At 52.8% G+C, this 19,226-nt stretch carries 16 protein-coding genes; 2 read left to right on the forward strand and 14 right to left on the reverse strand.

All coding sequences use genetic code 11. The annotated features are described in order from the left end of the window. Nucleotides 1-172: 172 nt before the first annotated feature. Nucleotides 173-1,585: a plasmid replication protein RepC gene (gene repC / locus PsAD26_RS01375; RefSeq protein WP_063308977.1), complete on the reverse strand. Its 1,413-nt coding sequence runs from the start codon at nucleotides 1,583-1,585 to the stop codon at nucleotides 173-175. 570 nt (nucleotides 1,586-2,155) lie between these two features. Here repC and PsAD26_RS01380 point away from each other — a divergent pair. Beyond that, a complete protein-coding gene (locus PsAD26_RS01380) occupies nucleotides 2,156-3,082 on the forward strand; it encodes a M48 family metalloprotease (RefSeq protein ID WP_063308978.1) in 927 nt (308 codons plus the stop codon). A gap of 94 nt (nucleotides 3,083-3,176) precedes the next feature. On the opposite strand, the gene traI is transcribed toward PsAD26_RS01380, so the two are convergent. From traI to PsAD26_RS01435, 11 genes are all read right to left on the reverse strand, one after another. Beyond that, complete coding sequence (traI, locus tag PsAD26_RS01385; protein WP_063308979.1) at nucleotides 3,177-5,393, reverse strand: TraI/MobA(P) family conjugative relaxase; 2,217 nt, start codon at nucleotides 5,391-5,393, stop codon at nucleotides 3,177-3,179. 3 nt (nucleotides 5,394-5,396) lie between these two features. Next, nucleotides 5,397-5,759, reverse strand: a complete 363-nt coding sequence (locus PsAD26_RS01390) for a hypothetical protein (protein WP_063308980.1) — start codon at nucleotides 5,757-5,759, stop codon at nucleotides 5,397-5,399. Beyond that, a complete protein-coding gene (locus tag PsAD26_RS01395) occupies nucleotides 5,756-7,069 on the reverse strand; it encodes a DUF5710 domain-containing protein (protein ID WP_063308981.1) in 1,314 nt (437 codons plus the stop codon). Before PsAD26_RS01395 ends, PsAD26_RS01390 begins: the two co-directional genes overlap by 4 nt. A 51-nt stretch (nucleotides 7,070-7,120) precedes the next feature. After that, entirely contained in the window at nucleotides 7,121-9,178 is a 2,058-nt protein-coding gene (locus PsAD26_RS01400; protein WP_063308982.1) for a type IV secretory system conjugative DNA transfer family protein, read from the reverse strand. Next, on the reverse strand, nucleotides 9,178-10,113 hold the full coding sequence (locus tag PsAD26_RS01405) for an ATPase, T2SS/T4P/T4SS family (RefSeq protein ID WP_063308983.1): 936 nt from the start codon (nucleotides 10,111-10,113) through the stop codon (nucleotides 9,178-9,180). The genes PsAD26_RS01400 and PsAD26_RS01405 overlap by 1 nt, the downstream gene beginning before the upstream one ends. Before the next feature lie 150 nt (nucleotides 10,114-10,263). Further along, nucleotides 10,264-13,029, reverse strand: a complete 2,766-nt coding sequence (locus PsAD26_RS01410; RefSeq protein WP_153041433.1) for a hypothetical protein — start codon at nucleotides 13,027-13,029, stop codon at nucleotides 10,264-10,266. 51 nt (nucleotides 13,030-13,080) lie between these two features. Beyond that, the gene (locus PsAD26_RS01415) at nucleotides 13,081-14,220 is read right to left on the reverse strand and encodes a TrbI/VirB10 family protein (protein WP_063308985.1); all 1,140 of its coding nucleotides are present in this window, start codon (nucleotides 14,218-14,220) and stop codon (nucleotides 13,081-13,083) included. Between the two features lies 1 nt (nucleotide 14,221). Continuing rightward, a complete protein-coding gene (locus tag PsAD26_RS01420; protein WP_063308986.1) occupies nucleotides 14,222-15,208 on the reverse strand; it encodes a TrbG/VirB9 family P-type conjugative transfer protein in 987 nt (328 codons plus the stop codon). Then, nucleotides 15,205-15,996, reverse strand: a complete 792-nt coding sequence (locus tag PsAD26_RS01425; protein ID WP_063308987.1) for a VirB8/TrbF family protein — start codon at nucleotides 15,994-15,996, stop codon at nucleotides 15,205-15,207. The genes PsAD26_RS01420 and PsAD26_RS01425 overlap by 4 nt, the downstream gene beginning before the upstream one ends. Then, complete coding sequence (locus PsAD26_RS01430; RefSeq protein WP_063302839.1) at nucleotides 15,989-16,180, reverse strand: hypothetical protein; 192 nt, start codon at nucleotides 16,178-16,180, stop codon at nucleotides 15,989-15,991. The genes PsAD26_RS01425 and PsAD26_RS01430 overlap by 8 nt, the downstream gene beginning before the upstream one ends. Nucleotides 16,181-16,185: 5 nt before the next feature. Continuing rightward, nucleotides 16,186-17,235: a hypothetical protein gene (locus PsAD26_RS01435; RefSeq protein WP_063308988.1), complete on the reverse strand. Its 1,050-nt coding sequence runs from the start codon at nucleotides 17,233-17,235 to the stop codon at nucleotides 16,186-16,188. Between PsAD26_RS01435 and PsAD26_RS01440 the strand changes: the two genes are divergently transcribed. Further along, on the forward strand, nucleotides 17,234-17,863 hold the full coding sequence (locus PsAD26_RS01440) for a hypothetical protein (RefSeq protein WP_063308989.1): 630 nt from the start codon (nucleotides 17,234-17,236) through the stop codon (nucleotides 17,861-17,863). The genes PsAD26_RS01435 and PsAD26_RS01440 overlap by 2 nt on opposite strands. A 23-nt stretch (nucleotides 17,864-17,886) precedes the next feature. On the opposite strand, the gene PsAD26_RS01445 is transcribed toward PsAD26_RS01440, so the two are convergent. Both PsAD26_RS01445 and PsAD26_RS01450 read right to left on the reverse strand, forming a co-directional pair. Further along, nucleotides 17,887-18,666 (reverse strand): hypothetical protein, encoded by a 780-nt coding sequence (locus PsAD26_RS01445; RefSeq protein ID WP_063308990.1) that lies wholly within the window; start codon nucleotides 18,664-18,666, stop codon nucleotides 17,887-17,889. After that, nucleotides 18,666-19,205, reverse strand: coding sequence for a hypothetical protein (locus PsAD26_RS01450; RefSeq protein WP_063308991.1), 540 nt, complete (start codon nucleotides 19,203-19,205; stop codon nucleotides 18,666-18,668). Before PsAD26_RS01450 ends, PsAD26_RS01445 begins: the two co-directional genes overlap by 1 nt. Between the last annotated feature and the right edge of the window lie 21 nt (nucleotides 19,206-19,226).

A 19,226-nucleotide genomic window follows, 5' to 3' on the forward strand; every position in this document is an offset into this window, starting at 1 on the left:
CTGCAGGAGCGTCCAGCGATTGCAGCTCGTGTCCTTCCTGCGTGAGTTTTGGGCCGGATGTGCCGGCACAAAACTCATGCAGGAAGGATGGGGAAGCCTCAGGGTCGGGGAGCGGTAGCTCCCTTGTCCTTGACAGCGATCGGGGGCGAAGTCCCATTTTTTTGAAAGGTGCTTATTCATCCAGGTTTGCCTTGCTGAGCAGGCCAAAAACAGACTTTTGAAGGTGCAGATCCCCGGCTTTAGCTTTTGCCAGACAGCCGCGCACAAACCCACCATAGGAGTTGATGGTGGTGGCCGGATCGGTGCTGCGGCGCTCAGTGATTACAATCAGCGTTGCGGCCGCGCTGCTCCCAAGTTTGCAGTTCGCCTCCTGCCATGCTGGTTTTGAGATCCCAAGATATCCTGCGGCCAGTGTTGCGGCCTCGATGACAGCCTCCCAATCGGCACCAGCGCTCTTTGAAGTATTGCGGATCATGTCACGCAGCATGGGACTGGCACAGGTTAAAACCTGTTTGAGCGTGATGTGCTCAATGCCGGAGCTCAGGAGCACGGCTTGTGCTGAAGGCGGTTCAAGACCGGGCAGGGGAGGCGAAGTGGACCTGTCCTCATGTGCAATCGGGTGTTGACGGGCCGGAACGGCGCTTTCATGCTTGATCTTTTCAAGAGCCCTTTCCGCGTCAGCGGTCAAAGCAATCTTCAAGTCATTGCCGACTGGCAATGTCCGCTCACTACTTCTTTCGTTAGAAAGTGTTTGTTTTGTATTGTTTGTATTTATGTGTCGGAACTGGATTTCCGACCTGTCGGAAGTTTTCTTCCGACAAGACCTATCTTGGGGACCGGAATCCACTGCTGGATCGACCTCGATCTGGTCAGTGGAAGAGGGGTCACGCACCTCATGAAACGCTGCTATCAGCTGCAACATTTGCTTACTCCACTGCAACAGCTGGGTGATGGTCAAGCGTGCCTCGATGCGGCGCGGCAATGACAGCAACAGCTTTTGCGCATCCCCTACAGCTGGATGGTCCGGATGCAAGGTCAGCTGCTGTCTTAAGACCTTTTTGTGAAGCAGCAGCGTTGTCTTTTGCTGTTTCCAAACACAGGCACGTTGTTCCAGTTCTTGCGCCATGCAGTAAAGCCGCTTGTAACTTTCGGCCAGAGGGGCAAGATTGACACCAAACGCCTGCAGGAGCTCTCCATTAGCTGAGCGATGGCCGAACCGGCGCAGGTTGCCGCTGTCATGCCAGCACACAAGACCGGCACGGTTTAAGGCCCGCTCGATGTTGAGCACCTGGCGCTCGCAGATTGAACGCTTGTTGGCGGTCGCGCTTACCGTCAGATAGACAATCGGATTGCTGCCACTTTGCCAATCCTGATCGCGGGTATAGCCCACGAGGAATTCCAGGTGCGCAACTTGTGTTGCGGTCAAGCCAAGCTCGCGTTGCAACCTCTTCACCTGCGAGAGCACATCCCATCGGCTCACGCCGACCGGCAGGCCAGTAAAACCTCTGGCCGCGACTTCTGTCTTCTCATTCCGCTCCCAAGTCCTGTTGCCGCTTTCAAACACTGCTTCTGCCCTATCTGGCATATTGGCATCAATAAACTTTCCAAATATTCCGTCTTCACCGGAAGCGTTGAGCCAAATTCAGAGTGAGTTTTCCTGTTCGCAAAAATTATTGCGTTCTTCACTCTTGCAATTTTGGGGAGGACAACATAGAAATTCAGGTGCTAATCATGAATTCTATGTTGTTCTCCCTGGCGGCCTCTGGCTTCCAGGGTTTACTTTTTTATAGGGCAGTGCCCTGATTGCTTTAGTCCTTGAGATTTTCGTTAGATTTCATGCAATTGTTACAAATCCCTTTTCGATTTAAAAAGTACAAGTTTAATCAACTTGCGTGTTACACACATGTAAAGATTAGATTCTGTTCATTTATTCATAGGACTTTCGAATAGATCTATGGATTTCCCTAAGTCTTCAAGTGAGCTAACTTTAGTATTACTTATCAATTGGACCCACCTACATTATTGATAATGGACCACGTTACTTGGACGCATTAACTATACTTGAGTTAGTTGTGAACAAAGATAGAACATTGCCAGGTTTCATTGAACCTTCTCTAAGAGTTTTGTAAAATAAAACCAATGGAGGTACATTCAAATGCGCAGAGTATTCAGACACATAGCTATTGATTTGAGTTGGTTTATTTCGTGGGCTGTGATTTCGGCTCCAGCTTTTGTAATCTTGTTTTATGCTATGATCCCGGTGACTTCTGTCATTAACAATTATGACTTGCTGCCGTTCCATGTCCCTCACGTCAACGAGCTGTTTGTTCTTTGCGTTCAATTCACGCTCATCCTGTTCCTGGCTTCGATACCGGGCATCTCTGAATTCTTTGATGATATCAGGTTGGGTGCGCGGCGCTGCTCGCAGCGCGAGCTTGATCAGATCGAACCCGCTTTTGCATATCTGCAACACAGCGCCGATACCAAGAACATCAAACTGCCTCACATTGTGTGGCGTGTGGTTGACGACAAAAACTACAATGCCTGCGCTTATGGCCGCAACCGGATTGCCATCCATAGGGGCGCTCTTTTTGATACCAAATTTCGCGAGCACGGCCTTGAAGAACTGGCTGGGCTTCTGGCACACGAGATAGCTCATTTGCGGTATTGGGACACAAAACACGCGGTAATATCGGCTGCAATCTTCACACCGTTCAATGTGCTTTTGTTTTTTGCAAACCTCTTCAAAAGTGTACCAATCCTCAATCTGGTCGTGATGTTCTTCTTCTTTCCTTGCAGCCTGATTATCGGGATCGGAAATCGTATCCCGGCCCTGACTTCTCGCATGGCTGAGTATCGCGCTGATGAGTTTGCTCAAATGCTGCTTGGAAAAGACTGCATGTGTCAGGTTCTCAGCAGCATCGGTGATGAACGTGGTGGTACGAACATCATGGCTCACTACCTGACCTCTCATCCCCCGACTGAACTGCGTCATAACAATCTGCAGCTGCGATCTGATTATCGTGCTCAATTCAATGCTCCTCCATCTGAAGATCTCCTCGCCCGCTTCCGCAAGCATTAAGATGCCTTGCCAAACATAGTCTTCACCCTGTCCCTCTTGCCGCTAGCACCACCAGCAAGACGGGCAGGGCATCTCGCCTACGCCATCATTGTTGTCAAAGCCCCATATCCATTTCCTTCATGCTGTGTCGTTCCTGCCGTTTTGAGCCGGTGATATGAGGGAAAAGGCTCGCAAATTCTTGCTGCACTGAGCCAGCCTGTTTACCCGCTCGCCAATCTTTCCAATTGGTACCAAGAGGCGGGCTGATAAACTCGGCCCCTGCCTGTTGTTCGTTTGTGAGCTTCAACTCGCCGCTGCGAGCCGTTGCAATCACGATATTCATATCCGGGTATGTGCTGCGCACATCCAAATAAACCTGCTTCAGATCGTCCTTTGAAAACACAGCAGCGACCGGCAGGTTGGACACCTCGCTCAAGGTGGCAGCGTTTGCGAACCCGTTGGCGATGATCAGCGTATCTTTGCCCTTTAAAGAGCCCGCCTGTTTGCTGGTCTGCTCTGGTTCAAGAAGATGGAACAAGCCATCCTCTCGTGCCCCGCGCATCGATGTTTCCTGAGTTGTGCTGATAAAGCGCAGCGAGTGCAGATTGCCCTCCACATCACGCAGTGGCACGACCATGCGCCCCATACCATCCACGGGAAGCCCATGGCTGCGGATGCCAGTTTGCTCCAGGTAAGGGCAAGAAGAGGGAGTGGCGGGCTCTTCGAGTTGTGACCACACAACATAAGCCTGCCGCGCCCGCATGTCCTTCACACGCTCAAGAGTAGTAGCATTGACGGTTTCAAGCTCGCCCTGATCAAGTCGGCGGTCCCGCCACACAAGTCCTTCGCGGCTTTCGGGAGACAGAATATCATTGACCTTTACATCCAGAATATCCCGCGTCTCCTCAGGATCAAGATCCGCCTTTGCAACCTCAACGCAAGGCACCCCCTCCGCAATGGCACGGTAAAAGCCAACATCAGCATCTTCAAACCGGGTGCTGTGCCACAGACCATCCATGATGATTGGCTGCTTCAGCTCGCCGCCTTGTTCTTTGATGAAGGTAGATGCGTTTCCTTCAAACTCTGCCGCGCTCATGGCCTCCACGGTGTCCAGTCTTTGCTGCCACTTTGCGCAGGTTCGGTAAACCTCCCGCGTGGGCGCAAACCACTGTTTGTTCTTCTTGTCCCACCATGCCCCGGCCGCTTTAACTTCCTCGCGCTCAATACGGGCGACAGACAAAGGAAAACGGTTCGACTTTGATTGCCGCCCTTTCCCAAAATGTTTCTCCAACAGTCCTGGTTGCCGTCTTGACCCAAGTCCCATCAGGGACAACATGGCTTCCTCGCCCTTGAGCATCTCGATGGCTGCATGATTGAGCTGAGCGTAATCCGTTAGAAACGACTTCCAGCTGTGTTTGCGTTTACGCTTGGATTTACTGAGTTGATCGGTGAACTTCTCCCACAAATCACTCTCCCGGTGCCGGTCATAAAGCGGCCTGCGCTCATAGCGATCTTTGCGCTTAGCTTGAGAGAGATCTTTCTCCGGTGCCTGATAGGGACCGAACTTGTCTTCCAATGCCTTTTTAGAAAAGTCACGGTGAACCGTGCTGGCCTTTTCCAAGCGCGGGCCGTCCAGCTCCTTGAACACCAGACCATTGCCACGCTGCTTCAGCTCCAGCGAATACGCCGCGATGCCCTCATGGAACTCAGCCCATGTCTTAGTGTTCTCCCGGATCTTCAAGAGTTCAGGCTTGTAGTCCTTTACATAGGTGGAGAAGGAGACCTCATAGGTGTTGGCCTCATAGTCCCTTGCCTTTGGATTGGTCTTCTCCAGCACTTCGCCCCTGGCGTTGGTGCGGGTCAGGCCGTATTTCACTTCCATCTCAAGACGGGTGCGCTCCAGAGCGTCAAAATCCATATACGGCGTGTGGACCTTGTAGGTTTTGGGGTGAATCCGATTGATCGCCACGTGCATGTGGTAGTTGTCTGTGTTGGTGTGCGTGCCGATGATGCGCTCATGCTCTTCAAAGCCAAGCGCCTTGGCAAAGGACTTTTCGATGTCCTTCATGGCCACCAGCTCGGGCACTTCTCCTTCCGCGAACGAGATCACCAGGTGATAAGAGCGGTCGCCCTTCACACGGGTGTTGTGCTTTTGCGTGTTTTCAATCTCGACAATGGCAAGCTCCAGTTCGTCCTTGGTGCTTGCCAGCTCACAATTCTCAATCCAAAGATCGCCCAGCTTCTCATTGTCTTCCCTGGCGGCGGCCACATAACGCGCCAGCGCCTTGAAAGAGTTCTGTCCGGATTTGCGGTCTATCTTGTGTGCAATCATGGTTCAGAGCGCCATTACTTTTGCTTTGATCTGTGTTTGCGTGTCGCGAATGTCGTGCAAGAGCTTTTCCATCTCGCCGTGATTGGCCCTGAGCGCCATATCTGCCAGACCTGCGTTCAAAAGGTTACCCAACCGCGCCTGGTCATGATTGACCTTTTTCAGCTCATCAATGGCGGTTAGTTTTACCGGGTCCGGATGGGCAACGTTTTCATAAACGTAGGCAACGTAATGACCGTATTTCCAGTTCAGCTTTTTGGCCCGCACTTTGATATCAGCAATCACGCTGAGCGGCATGTACAGGTTGAACGCTGCCGTTTTCTCATTCTTTCCTCTTCCGAACTTAAAACCTGTCTTGTCGATTTTCATAAGCTCATCTCCATCTCGCGGCCTTGCTGTTTAGATTTTGTGGTATCGATCTGAAGCTCCTGCGCGTTTCCCAGGCTTAACGCTGCCCGAGTGCGTGTGAGGAACTGGAAGACTGCTTTGTCGTGTCCGCGCACCACACACAGATCATTCCAGTCCGTCAGACCTTTTGCTTTTTCAGAGCTGGTAAGGGGAGGGGCCACCACATACCCGCCAACGGCCTTTGCTGCCTCGCTTGCCTTCTCCAGTCCCTTGTTGGGCAATGGATTTTCGCGAAGGGGCAAATGATGGTCATCATCTGCTGCAAACAGCATGGTCACGTTGGGGTATTTCTCACGCAGCGCTGTGGCAACCTTGACCAGATTGTCACCATCAAACGTCACGATGACTGGCTTGTTTGTGAGTTTGTGAACGGACGCACCGGTCGCATAGCCTTCTGCAAAGACGAGCGTATCTCCCTGTCCCAGCTTGTCCGCATCGTTTAAGTAACGCCCTGGATCAATGGCATGGAACAGCCCTTCTTTGCGGCCATGTTTGAGATAGTGTTTGTCTTCGCCTACGAACTGCAGCGAGTGGATTTTAAGATCCGTATCGCGCAAAGGCACGACCATGCGCGCATCTTTATCCAGCTTCACACCATAGCCACGAACGTTTTTTCGGCTCAAATACTCGCAGTTTTCCGGATTGGCCCAGTCCTTAAGGTTGGCCCAGATCCCATAGGCTGACTTCGCAGCTTTCTCCTGATCCAGTTTCCGCTCATCTGCCCGCTCGATTGAAGCCTTTTTCCCCGCTTCAATGGCCCGCCCAACTTCATCCTTTGAAAGCTGCTGCCCGTCAAACGTCCAGCTCTCCTGAGTTCCTTTAAAATTATGCAGCATGCCATTTGGAACAGCGCCATCGAGAAAGCCACGATAAGAGGCGTTCTTGACCTTCTTCTCGCCAGCAATGGCAATGCGGTGCCATTTACCATCCATCTGCGCCAAGCCCTGCAGATCCATGCCTTGTGCCCGGAGCCAATCGCTGAATTCCCCTTGCGGATCGCGGTTTTGTTCAGCAGCAGGCGCTTTGCCTTCCACCGACCATTTCATCGTTGCCTTCGCGACTTTGGCGTTTGGCGCAAACCAGCTCTTGGCTTTGCGATCAAACCTGGCACCAAGTTTCTTAGCAGGCTCGCGCTCATCAAACGGAACGGCCAGATAGGTCCGCTCCGGCTTGTTTGAGTTTGCAGGCTCACTCGGCGTTCCTTCATCTGCTTGGCGAGCATGCGGGTGGGCATTCTGGCGGGCAGGGGCCTTGGTTTCAGTTTGTGCCATGGTGGATCTCCTCAGGGTTTAAAACGACAGAAAGAAAGGGAATATTTGGACTCATGACCCGCCTGCCTTGCTGTCAAAGGGCACGCCTTCAGCAACTCGGCTGAGGGGGGCAAGAAAAGGATTGCTCTGAGTTGCAGTCTCGGATTTGCAAGTCTCAGCCTCAAAAGCTTCCTGGATCACCTCTGGCGCGACCTGTTTATCCATATCTGGCTTGGGTGAGGGCTCTGGCGTTCCAACTTGCGCAGGCGAAGTCGGTCCATCTTCAGCAGGGTGAGCACTGTTGCCGCTCTCAATCTGAACCCCTGCTTTGACGTTGCCAGAAGGTTTCAGTTTAGAGCGGGCATTCATCACCTCATCAAAGAAATAAAGGTATTGCTGGCCCTTGATGGTGGGTTTACCGGCGGTGAACACCAGCACCTCGCCTGGGGCAGTAACCCTGCCGTCCTCATCGTATTTGAGGCCGGGGAGCAGCATGCATTCATCGGGTGTCATCAAAGGCCGTGAGGTCTCAGAAACACTTTCAGAAAGACTGGCGCCGCCCCGTTCCAGATTCTTTGATACCGAGCGCTTGCGCTGCACCACCGTTGTCTTGCCGGTCATGTCAGACAGAACACGAGCCGTCTCGATCTTGTTGGGTGCATAGGCAATACGCACATGGCAGTTGGAGATGATGCTCTCATCACGGGTATAGGCGCTTTGAAGCTGGGTGATATCCTGCGTGATCAGGAAAGCTTTGAGGCCATAACCTGCCATGAAGGCAAGCGAGCTTTCAAAGATGTCCAGCTTGCCGAGCTGCGGAAACTCATCCAGCATCAAAAGCATGCGGTGCTTGTAAAGCGTCTCACCCTCATTATGGGACATTTTAGCTGTCAGGCGCGTGAGCATCTGATTGAGGATGATGCGGATAAGCGCCTTCATGCGCCCGATCTCGGCAGGCGAGAGGACCAGATAGACATTGGTCGGCTGATCCGCGTTCATCAGATCATGAATAGTAAAATCACAGGCCGATGTGTTGCGCGCTATGATCGGATCTGCAAAGATCGCAAGTTGAGCCGTGGCCGTGGAAGAGACACCCGAGCGTTCATTGGCTGCCCGCTTGCGCATACGCGATGCTCCGCGCCGGACTTCCTTGTCAGCGCCCTCATTGCCATGCTCATAACCCTCCATATCGAGCAGCAGTTTTTCGAACCCGTCCTCATCCTTTTTCTTGCCATCCGCTTTGGCTTTGACCAGCGCATCAAGCTTTTGCTCATCATCACCGGCTTCATCATCGCCAACGGACAGGAAGTGCAGTACATCGGCCAGATTTGCCTTGCGCTTTTCCTCATTGCGCACCCGGTAAAGCACATGCAAAATGGCGGTGGACAGCCACGAAAACCCTTCCTGTTCCCAAAAATTCTGAAGACCCTTGCCGGAGGTGTCGATGATCATCTTGGCAACGTTCATGCAGTCACCAATCTGGAAATCGGTGTCGATGCGGATCTCTTCTAAGGGGTTGTAACGGGCAGAGCCTTCAGGTGCAGTTGGCTCAAAGTAAAACACGTTCTGGCCTTGCGCCGCTCTCCAACCCGAAGTCTTCGCGTAGTTCTCACCCTTGATATCAAGGATGATGGTGCTTCCAGGCCAGGTCAGCAGCGTCGGGATGACCACGCTGATACCTTTACCGGAACGGGTCGGGGCAAAGGCAAGCACATGCTCAGGTCCGTCATGGCGCAGCATGGCAGCGTTTTTGAACTTGTCTTCAAGACCGCCGACCACAACGCCTTTGCTGCGCAGATAGCCCATGCCCTTGATCTCAGCATCTTCAGCAAAACGGGCCGTGCCATGCAGGGAACCTGAATCGCGCTCACCAGAGACCGTCTTGTTACCCGCCTGTTCCATGAGGATGCGACCGGCAATCATGATGATGATCATGGCGACAAACCCGCCGCCAAACGGGATCAGGATCTCATGGGGGAGTTCATTGGTCTCAATGTAAAAGGCATAAAGCCATTTCCACCACTCAGGCTGGGTGGGGTCAAATTCCAGCGTATAGTACCAGCCTGCGAGGGTGACGCAGACAAAGGCAAGAATGGAGACAAGCGCGACCACCCGAGGGAAAATATGCATCACTGAAGCTTCCCGTCTTTGAGGATGTAGCGCTCGTTCTTGACCTCATAAATGTCAGTGATCTGGCGCACACCGCGCTCAAAACGAGTGATATGGAAGACCACATCCACCAGTGAATTGAAGTAGCCGCGTATGGGCGTGGCAACGCCTCCGGACAGGTCAATATTGGATTGAAATCGATCTACGACCATCTCGGCACGGTCGGCGTGAATGGTGCACATCCAGCCCTTTGCGCCGGTGTTCAAAACATTCAAAGCTGAGTACGCATTTTGAACGGAGATCTCGGAGAAGATGATGCGGTCGGGAGAGATACGCATTTTGTGATCGAACAGCTGCGGCCAGGTTTGCAAACCAGCTCCTTGTGAAGCCTCACGCGATGCAAACAGCGCTGACCCATTCCAGAAGCGCTCAATCTCCAGTTCTGGTGTGTCCTCACAAGACACAACGCGCTCATCAACGGGCAACAAGCCAAGCAGCTTGTTCAAGAGTGTGGTCTTACCCGTGTTTGTCGAGCCGGAAATCGCAATATTCCAGCGCTTATGCATAGCTTCACTGATGTAATCGATCATCTTTTGGCGAAGCCCCATGTCCTCAAATTTGACCTCATAGGGGTGCTTGCAGCGCACGGCCATAGACAGGCCGGTGAGCGTGCTTGGCCCAATCAAGCATTCAAAACGATGGCGCTCAGGAAGCGACACAGAGAGCTTTGGGTGCGTACCTTCAGAAAACTTCAGGCCGTTGTAGTTGGCAAGCGCCTGACAGATCCGGCGAACCTGCGTGAAGCCAATACCTGGGGCATCAAGCTGTTGCAGATCAGCTTTGCGATGCTCCAGAACAAACGTTTCTGGCCGCGTCTGACGCAGCTCTACCACGTTCGGATCATGGTAGATTTGCGATAAAGGTTCCATAAGCTTCATTATCAGTCGATCAGACATGGCTCACCCGTTGGCCCTGATATGAATGTCAGGACTTTAAAACTTAGCAGTTGTTATTGCTTACAAATTTCGGTTCTCAGTCAGCCGACAAGAGCGCCCTGTCGGCTGACATTTTCAATAAGCTCTGTTAAGAGCTCTTGTCAGAGATGATCAGTGGTCACTTCCGTTGTCACAATAGCTGTCGCTATATCGGGATGGTTGTGAAGCTTGACAGGACTGAACTGGCTCCGAGCGAGATACCTCTTTCCACTCAGAGTACTCAACCTTGCCATCGGGTAAGGTGAGAACATCGCGCTCTTCGTTCGCAAAAACATTTGTCACGCGCCCCTGAACCTTACGACCGGTACAATTTTGTTGCACAACACGGCACCCGGTAGATTGGTACTCTCCATCCGTTCTGTCGCTAAACGACTGCCATTGATGGCCGTTCCCATTCCAACCCCAACTCTGAGAAACATCCATACTCCGCACCTTGCCCGAAGGATTATATGAGTACAAAGTGCCATACCCCTTGGCCTCGAATTTCGTACGGATATAACGTTTCCGCTGCTCTTTTGAGCGCTCGCACTTGTCACCTTCATTTACCGGAGTGCCATTACTGATCGTGACTGAATGCTTGCTGCCATCTGGCCGCTCATAGACCTGGTTGCGCTGAACAGGAACCATGGCATTACAGCCCTCATAGTAACGCTCTGATGGAGCCTCTACCTCTTCGATATTCTTTTTTGTGTAAGCAACATATTGCGCATTTGGCAGAAGCTTCTTAGTTGCAATGGTGTAGCTCAGACCTTCAATTTTGATCGAAACATCTGACAGTGGCCGTGCTTTGCGTTTAGGGTCGTCGTACTTCCAGGCTGATGTTTGCGCAATGTGCGTATAGTTCGTATCGCCCTTCTGACAATTACCTACATAAACTCTGTCTGGGTTGGTGTAGTAGAAGCGCTCCAATCCAGTAGACACGCCAGCTGTGAAATCATGCGTAAAGTCTGCTGGACTGATACACCCTTCAATGGTTGGCTTGCACTGATAGCCTTCCTCAAAGACTTCCCCATCCCCCAATGGGACCTCCAAGCGGGTGCTGTCCGGACGCTCAAAAACATCTGTCAGCCTGGTTGGCACAAAGGCATAACAGCCCTCAAAGTAGCGCCCTGAAGCAACCTGCTCGGCTTCCGTTTCCAGCTTGGTGTAGGCAACTTCAGGTGCCCCAGGCAGCATCATGTTTGAAGCAATCGGGTAGACCTGACCGGCCACATTGATCGACACATCAGAAAGAGGCTGGGCCACTTTTTTCTCGTCATTGTGCTTCCACGATGACACATCCACATTGTGAACGTATGTTGTCCCGCCCTGCTGACAGGAACTTACATATTCACGGGTCGGGTTCTCAAAATAGTGCCGCTCCAGGCCATAAGAGACACCAGCTGCAATGTCGTGATTGAACTCGGCCGGATTGATGCAGCCTTCTGTGGTGGATTTGATCTCAATCGAGGCATTTGAATCTGGTGTGCACTGATCAATATACTGAGACGCGCCGCCCACTGTAATTTGCGTGCGGTACTGCGGGATCGCTCTGCGCCCGCTCAAATCCACCATAGTCTGACAGATATCAACGCCATTCTTCTTGAACACCTTCTCATGCGGATAGGTGTTTTCTGTCACACTGCAAGGAGAGGCCTGGAAGAACTGATCGTCCTTTTGATAGATCCACATCGCCATTTCAGTAGAAAGGGAATTGCCAAAATCATGACGGATGTTACAGCCGTCTGTGACCTGCGCCATCTTGATTGGCTGGTAGAACTGGGAGCGTTCACAGGTGCGTACTGTCTGCAGATTGTTGTTGCCATCGGTGTAGACCATTTGGGTCTCAATGTAGGCCATGCCATTTTGCAGATCGATATCAATCGGGCAGCTGTCATCCTCGGTAATGGAGAATGTTGTATCTGGATCAGGCTGACAATCAGAAAGCTGGATGCGCTCCTGCTGGCTGTTGACGTAATATTCCAGATATTGCGGCTTTGCGATCCGGGCAGTCACATCGATCTTATCGTCACAGGTTGCCCCGCTCTTCTGGATCGTGAAATTGGTCCCGCTGTCTGAACACGCGCTTTCCTCAACCACAATGCCTTTTTTGAGCGTCTGCGTCTTGGATTGAACCCGTACCTGGCCCTGATTGCGGTCAATGACCGGCGAGCAACCCTCAAAGGTCACACGGATTTCTTCCAGGTCTTCCTCAGGAGCGTCTTTTTCTTCCACCTCTTTGCGATCAGGTGTCTCATAGCCGCCTTGTCCTGGCGTCTCCCCGCCATCTGATGAGCCTGACCCAGCACCGGACCCGCCGTTCTCATCGCGCTCAACGTCCTCGTATTTCTCCTCGTCCTCTTCCTTGTCCTTATCTTTGTCGTCCTCAGGCTCTTCTTGCGCATTGAGTTTTTTAAGCGCTGCAATCAGCTCTTCTTCATTGCCCGATACATCAAGCGTTTCTTCCGGATCGATTACATCCTCTTCAACGTCGAACTGAGAAGAAAAGTTTTCTGCATTGAGTTCAACAAAACGCTCGCCCTTTGTCAGACGTGTGAGCACAGCTTGCCCGATCTTCTTCCCATCATGCATGACATATTGGGAGAAGCCCTCTGCGCTCACACCGGCAACGGAAACCTCATCCTTGTTGACCCCTGCGGTGAACTGCGGTGCCTTTTTAATCTGCAAGGCAAGCTCAACCGCTTTGCCTTCAAAAATGGGTGTGGTCTGCTTCACGGCAACGGCAAACAGCTTTTCACGAAGGGCAGCGGTGGCCTGCGCCGCACTCGTTGCTTGCTGTCCGATCTGGCCTTGCTTGCCTGCCCCGGCCGCCTGAGCGGCGGGTGTGGGAGGGGCCCCTGTTTGGGAGAACCCGGCTGCTGTACTTGTCAGCAACATGGCCCCCACCATTGAAAGTCTTAAAATATTCCGCATCTAAATAACCTCACATTACTGCTGGGTAGGTGGAGCCAGGTACCAGTCATATTCAGGTCTGATCTGAACTCTGGTGCCCTGGGAAATACGGATGACCGGTCTCAAATTGACCGTGTCTTCCATAAACTTTGCCGACAACTCGCCAACGTTCTCCGAAATGCCTGTCAGGGCAGACGCGATCGTGTCGGAACCCTCTAAGCCATAGGCAGAGGCCATGGTGACGGCAGATTCAACGCCCGCGCCAATGGCAACGGTGGTCACAGCGGTGCCGTACTTCTCCCACCAGCGATTATCGACGTGGCCGGACATGCCGCCATAGCCTTGCGCATCACCCACCTTGGCTTTGAGCTGATAGATTTCAGCGCGGCTCTCAGCCATGAGAACACGCTCGCATTGGAACCCGATACGGCTCTGTCCAACCTTCTTGGCACTCTCATAGCGGCAGATCATCCGGCTTCCCTTTGGAACCAGTAGATTGGCCCCGTGATAGCCGTAAACATCCCTGCTCACCTGAATGACGACCGTGCCCTCATCAGCAAGCTGGCTGTTAATGCCGGTTTCCATGATGCCGGTGATGTAGCGATCGGCCGTCACAATCCGGCTGTTATCAACCGCACTGGTGGAGATCCGGCCAGATGCCTTGTAAGTGCTGTTTTGCGGGTCGATCCCCTCAGGGGGACTGAAGGAACCGGATAGTCCACCTGCAGGAGGTACATTGAGCGCCGCTGTGTGCGTTAGACCTTCATCAAGACCTGGAACATTGCCCTCAAGACCATTTGCCAACACACCTTGCGAGGTGATGTAGCCTTGCGTTCCAAAGCGGGCGGCACGAGCTGCCTGCAGCTCCAGTTCGAACGGGCTTGGATCGATTGGTTTTGGCGGCTCAACAATCTTCTCAACGGTGATGTATTCTTTCTTGATGATCGTCCTGGGCGGTGCGTCCTTACTGACTTCCTTTTCAACCACGATGGGAGGAGCCATGATGATGCGCGGCGGCGGCGGTGCTGGCGGTATCACCGGTTTGGGAGCCGGTGGCCGCTTATACTCAAACACACCATCATCATTTGGCGGCAAACCACGCGAGAGAACCGGCTCAGGGACACACGCCCCGCCGAAACTCAATCCCACCGCAAGGAATAACTCACATACACTCATGTTAGTTACCCTTGTACTGGATACACATGTAGGACTGACCGGATTTTAAGGTGATAAGATTTGCTGTGTTTTCAATGATGTATGCCTTGCCAGACACGCGGGTATTGACCAGTTCATCAATGCCATCAACCACCACATAGGCGGTCGGCAACTCCAGATCATTCCATTTGTCGCCGTAAAAAATGTAGGTGAAGTGATCATCGCGCAGCACCAGTTCAGGCTTTAACGAGTTGTCAGATCCCCAAAGCTTGTATTCTCCCCAGCCGCGCAGTTTGGACGGGTCGATGTTGGCGCGTTTGACATAATCGCCCGGCACCTTCTGTGTCTCGCCGCCCTTGGGAGTATAAGCAGGCATATTCATCAAGGGCACTGGCGCTCCCCCTGCTGCAACTTCGATCAAAGCCGATTGCACCAATCGAGGTTTTTCGATCTTGAATTGCAGATCCGGAATATGCTTTGAATTGACGGTTTCTGCGCGCAGGTAAAAACTGAACACTCTGCCATCTTCAGCATAGACCTGCAGGGAGCTGTCAACGCCTGCGGCCAAAGGCTTGATGACCAACGTGGTGTCATTGCGCACTTTGGTGTCAAACAAGTTCACATCCGCCACATCCGCGTTTTTGATCTTAACGTCTTCAGGCAGCTGGATCACGGTGAGCATGAACTCACGAAGACGGACCCGGTAAACGCAGGTTCCGCATTCAACCTGCGTGTGAACGCCGCCATCCTTACCAGCCTTATCCCAGGCCTTCTGGATCTGGCCCAATGGCACGGTCGTGCGGTTCAGGGGACCGAACTGGCCGCGCCGCTGTGCAGCTGCTTGTTTGAGCGCATCCTGCGGAACACTGGCAGCAACATTTGAGGCTACCTGCTGACCCTGCGCTACCCGCTGGTTTGGTGTTTGAGGACCGCGGTCCAATGAGGTCTGGGCAAGAGCGGTGTTTGAAACAAGTAATGTGACAAGAAAAAAAGAAATACGGGGGCTCATGTGGTCGGTCTTTCCTGAACAGCCAATTTTAAAATGCGAATGCCGAGGGGGTTCTCAAACCGCTCCACGCTGGTGACTTCTTGCGGGCGTGTGGTCATTTCCACATAGGCGCGAAGTCTGGATTGCTCAGGCTTTGCCCTGCCGATCCTGTCTGTCTGGATGAAGTCAACGGCGTATTGGTAGATCCCGCCATAGGCATCGACCTGGTTGGCGCTTTCAACGGTGATTGAGCGGTTCAAACCATCTTCAATCGCTTCATCGATGCGGCCTTCGTTTTCTTTCAAAAACTGACGATAAAAGTCCTGATCGGAATACGTGGCGACTTCCTGAAATCTCGAACTTTGAGAGATCGGGTCAACGGCGAGGATCTGCGCCACATAGCGCCGTGCCATTTTCTCTAACATCAACTCAAAGCCATCAACCTCTTTCGTGATCGGCTCGACCCGGTAAATCCGCTCATCTGCCGGATCGACACGTAGCAGCGCGATTTCCGTCGTCTTAAGGGGCAGGGCAACCGCAATGGCCTGCAAGGCCAACGCCAGACACACGCCCAAAACAACATTGAGACCGGCTGAGATCCTGAACAATGTCACCATGCGCCGATGGGCGCTTTTATAGGCGAACGGATCTGCATCCAGCACTGCCTTGCGCTGTACTGCCGGTGCATCCTGCGATGTGTCGTCAAGGCTTATGTCCGGAGCGTTGTCCTGAACAGGGACCGCAAGCCCTTTTTGCAGTGCCTCTTCAGGCTTGCCCTTTCCTTTGTCTTGCCGCCTTCTTTTAAACATGGGCCGCCTCCACCCACTCAAAGCTTTGCGGCTGGTAGTCCAGATCTACGCAGGCACAAGGAGAGGGACGCATTTCATCGGTATCAACCGGGGCGTAGGGCATTTCTGCGTTGGAGGCGCAGCCAGCCAGAAACAGAGCCAGAAACAGGCCAGGGGAAAGCGTGAAGAGGAACGGTTTGCTCATGATAATTACTTCTCTGATTTCAGGGCATCGGTTGCTTTGGAATTGGGATTGCCGCCAGATTGCAGGCTCATGTCAGCGGCTTTGTCACTGAGCGTGGCATTACTCACGCCAAGCGCTGCCTTACCAGCGCTCCAGCCGCCTTTGGCTCCAGCAGCAATGCCTTTGCCGTAAGCCCCGGCTGTTTGAGCTGCCCCGCTCATCATCGCACCCGGAGTGGCGGCATTGAGCGTCACTTGTGCCAGTGTGCCGGCCAGTGAGGTTGCTTCCTGCACCAGCGCCACACCCGACCACGCGGTCAGGATCACAAGGATGTAAGCCTTCCAGGCGGTATCATCTAAAACATCAGAGCTGATTTGCTCACCACCCGGCATAAGATTGCCGATGCCAGTAATAATCAGCTTGAACACCAGCGTGACTGCAACCAGCGTCAGGATTGAGGTCAAAAGAGTGGAGACCCCGGAGCCGATTTTCTCACGGCCAAAGGGAAATGCAGCCATGGAGATCACATAAGGGGCCAGCAGGCACACCATCATGATGCGGAACAGGCCGATTGCCACATGGACCACGAACACAATCATCATGATGATAAAGGGCAGCATCAGCGCGGCGACAAACAGCACGATCCCGAATTTTTCTAACCACCCTGCCCCATTCATCATGGTTTTTGCCATTGCAAAGGGCTGGGTAAAGGCTGCTTCCAGCTCGGTGACAAGGCCGGTGATGGCATCCGCGCCACTGCCAGCCCCCATGAGCGCACCTGGGATACCGAACATTAAGGTCGTGGTCGCTTCATAGATCATTCCGGCAAGGCCGAATTTGAGGGCCGTGAGCACGCCAAAACCAAAGAACAAGAACACAAACTGGGAGGCGACCCAGGTTAAATCCGTGGTGGCTGTGGCAAGTTTAAAGCCCTGCCAAATCGCCCATAAACATGCTAGGCTGGCAAATATTACCAGCATCGGTTCATAGGCCACATCCATGTATTTATTGACAAACTTACTGCCGCTTAAGACATACTGCTCAATCAAGGGACAGCTGATACAACCGCTATTCATGACCCTCTCCCTCGTCGGATTTATAAGTGCGGCCCAGGCAGCGCCCGATACCGATCATTTGAAGGGCTCCATTGTTCTTAAAGGTGAGGGCTCCACCAATATTTTTGATGGGATAAAAGACACCCGCTTCCTTGATCTGGCTTACGCCCAATGGGCCTGGAGCAACCTGAAGAGCCCAACCGATGTTGCGGCCGAGCTTGCCAAATACAAGGGCGCCTACAAAACCTTTGAACAGGCGGCGAAGGCCGAGTTCAAACCTCGCTGGAAGGTCAAGTACATGAGTATTCCAGACAATCAGTGGACTAAGGCCGGACGAGAACTTCGCGCTCATGTGGACCGGGAGCTGTTCTTGCAAAGCCCGGATCAGGACGCCATTGCCCGGTACCGTGATCTGACTTTGCTGGAAATGGCATGGGATGGATATGTTTCGCGTAGAGCCCCGTGGCATGCAGAGGACTGGGAAGCCTTTGAGAGCTTTTACTGCGACAGGCACACCCGCGTTCTTGGCTTCGTCATGGACGGCTGCGCTATTCCCAATTGGCACAGGCCCGATCCCGGCGCGTGGAAAAAGGTTGGTTATGAGCGACTGAAACGCGAAGGCAGGCTTGAATTCCTGCAAGGTGGTTGAGCTAAGTGTGAAGGTCTGGGAGGTCATGAGGCACCTCCCTTTTTCTTCATGTCGTCTTTTGCCAGCTCGCTCTCTAATGGAACGCCCTGAACAATGGATTGCGCCGAAGACACTTTAAGCAGTTGTGCTAGCAGCTGATTGGTTTGAGATTGGCTTTGCAGCAGGGCGGAATTAACTTCAATCAGCACCTGCAGACGTTCATTGACCGTTTGTGCCTTTGCCCCTTCGCTTTTGAGCTCTTGCGCCGCCTCCAGAGTTTTAACCGCGTTTTCCTGCGCCATATCAGCCTGCGCCAGCCCTTTAAACGAGGCATCGGCCACCGTACTGAGGCGGGCCTTTTTAACACTGTTCTGGGCTTTTTCTTTTTCCGACCAAGGCATGCTCTCTATGTCTTTGGGATCAGCCACCAGACCGTTTTGATAGGCATCAGAACGTGAGCACAGCGAGCCCATATCCATCTCATCAAAACTCACATCCGGCATCAGACTTTCAAAGTCGGGAACCAGGCAGGAATTGTCAGACATGATCTGACCGGTAATGTCACTGAAGTTGATGGAGGGGATCGAGATCTTGGTGACCTCGCCAATGCTTTTAAGCGTATCATCAATGCCAGCGCGCACATCCTTGACCACATCAAGCTGCTCTTTGAGCGTCTTGATCTGCTCTTTCATCTGCGCAATCTGCTTCTTGGCTTCTGCGATGGCCTTGATGTCAATGACGGGCCGGGCAGCAAAACCAGGAGCGCTCATCAGGGCCAGCGAGAGGACAAGCATGGAGGCGGCAACAAACCGGTTGGCTCTCATCAGCTCGCCTCCCCGTCTGCGTCCAATCCCAAATTGGTCTGCCCGATTGGTTTTAACGGCGTAGCAACTGTCTCAGAAGCCAACGCCTCTCTTTTGAAGATCGTTTCAGGCGCGACCAACCGGTTTGCCTCTCGATCAATGATGACAGGAGGGTCTATAATGACAGGCTGCGCAGTCAACGAGGTCGCAGACAAAGGCATAGGCGTCACAGATGCAACCAGATGAACAGCTCCCTCCAACCGGGACAGTCTGTTTTCAAGCTCGCTTTCATCGGACCCACTAAAGAGGAATGATCCCAGAGCAAAGCAGGTCAGGCAGGCCGCCATGACAGCACCCCACGAAGGCCGGTACTGATGGAGATCTTCGTCTACAAGATCTTCATCAGCAGATCCTTCCTCGTCTAAGCCTTCCTCGTCTAAGCCGTTGTCGTCACAAAGGTTCTCACCCTCATAATAATCACCAAAAGAATAGTGATCGTCCAACCGATCAGCCTGATGGTCATAGGAGTGTTTTGAACCTGTCCCGTTAGATGCATTCATTTTACTTTGTTCCCGCCGCTT

It is taken from the genome of Pseudovibrio sp. Ad26, assembly GCF_001623285.1.
Lineage (GTDB): Bacteria > Pseudomonadota > Alphaproteobacteria > Rhizobiales > Stappiaceae > Pseudovibrio > Pseudovibrio ascidiaceicola.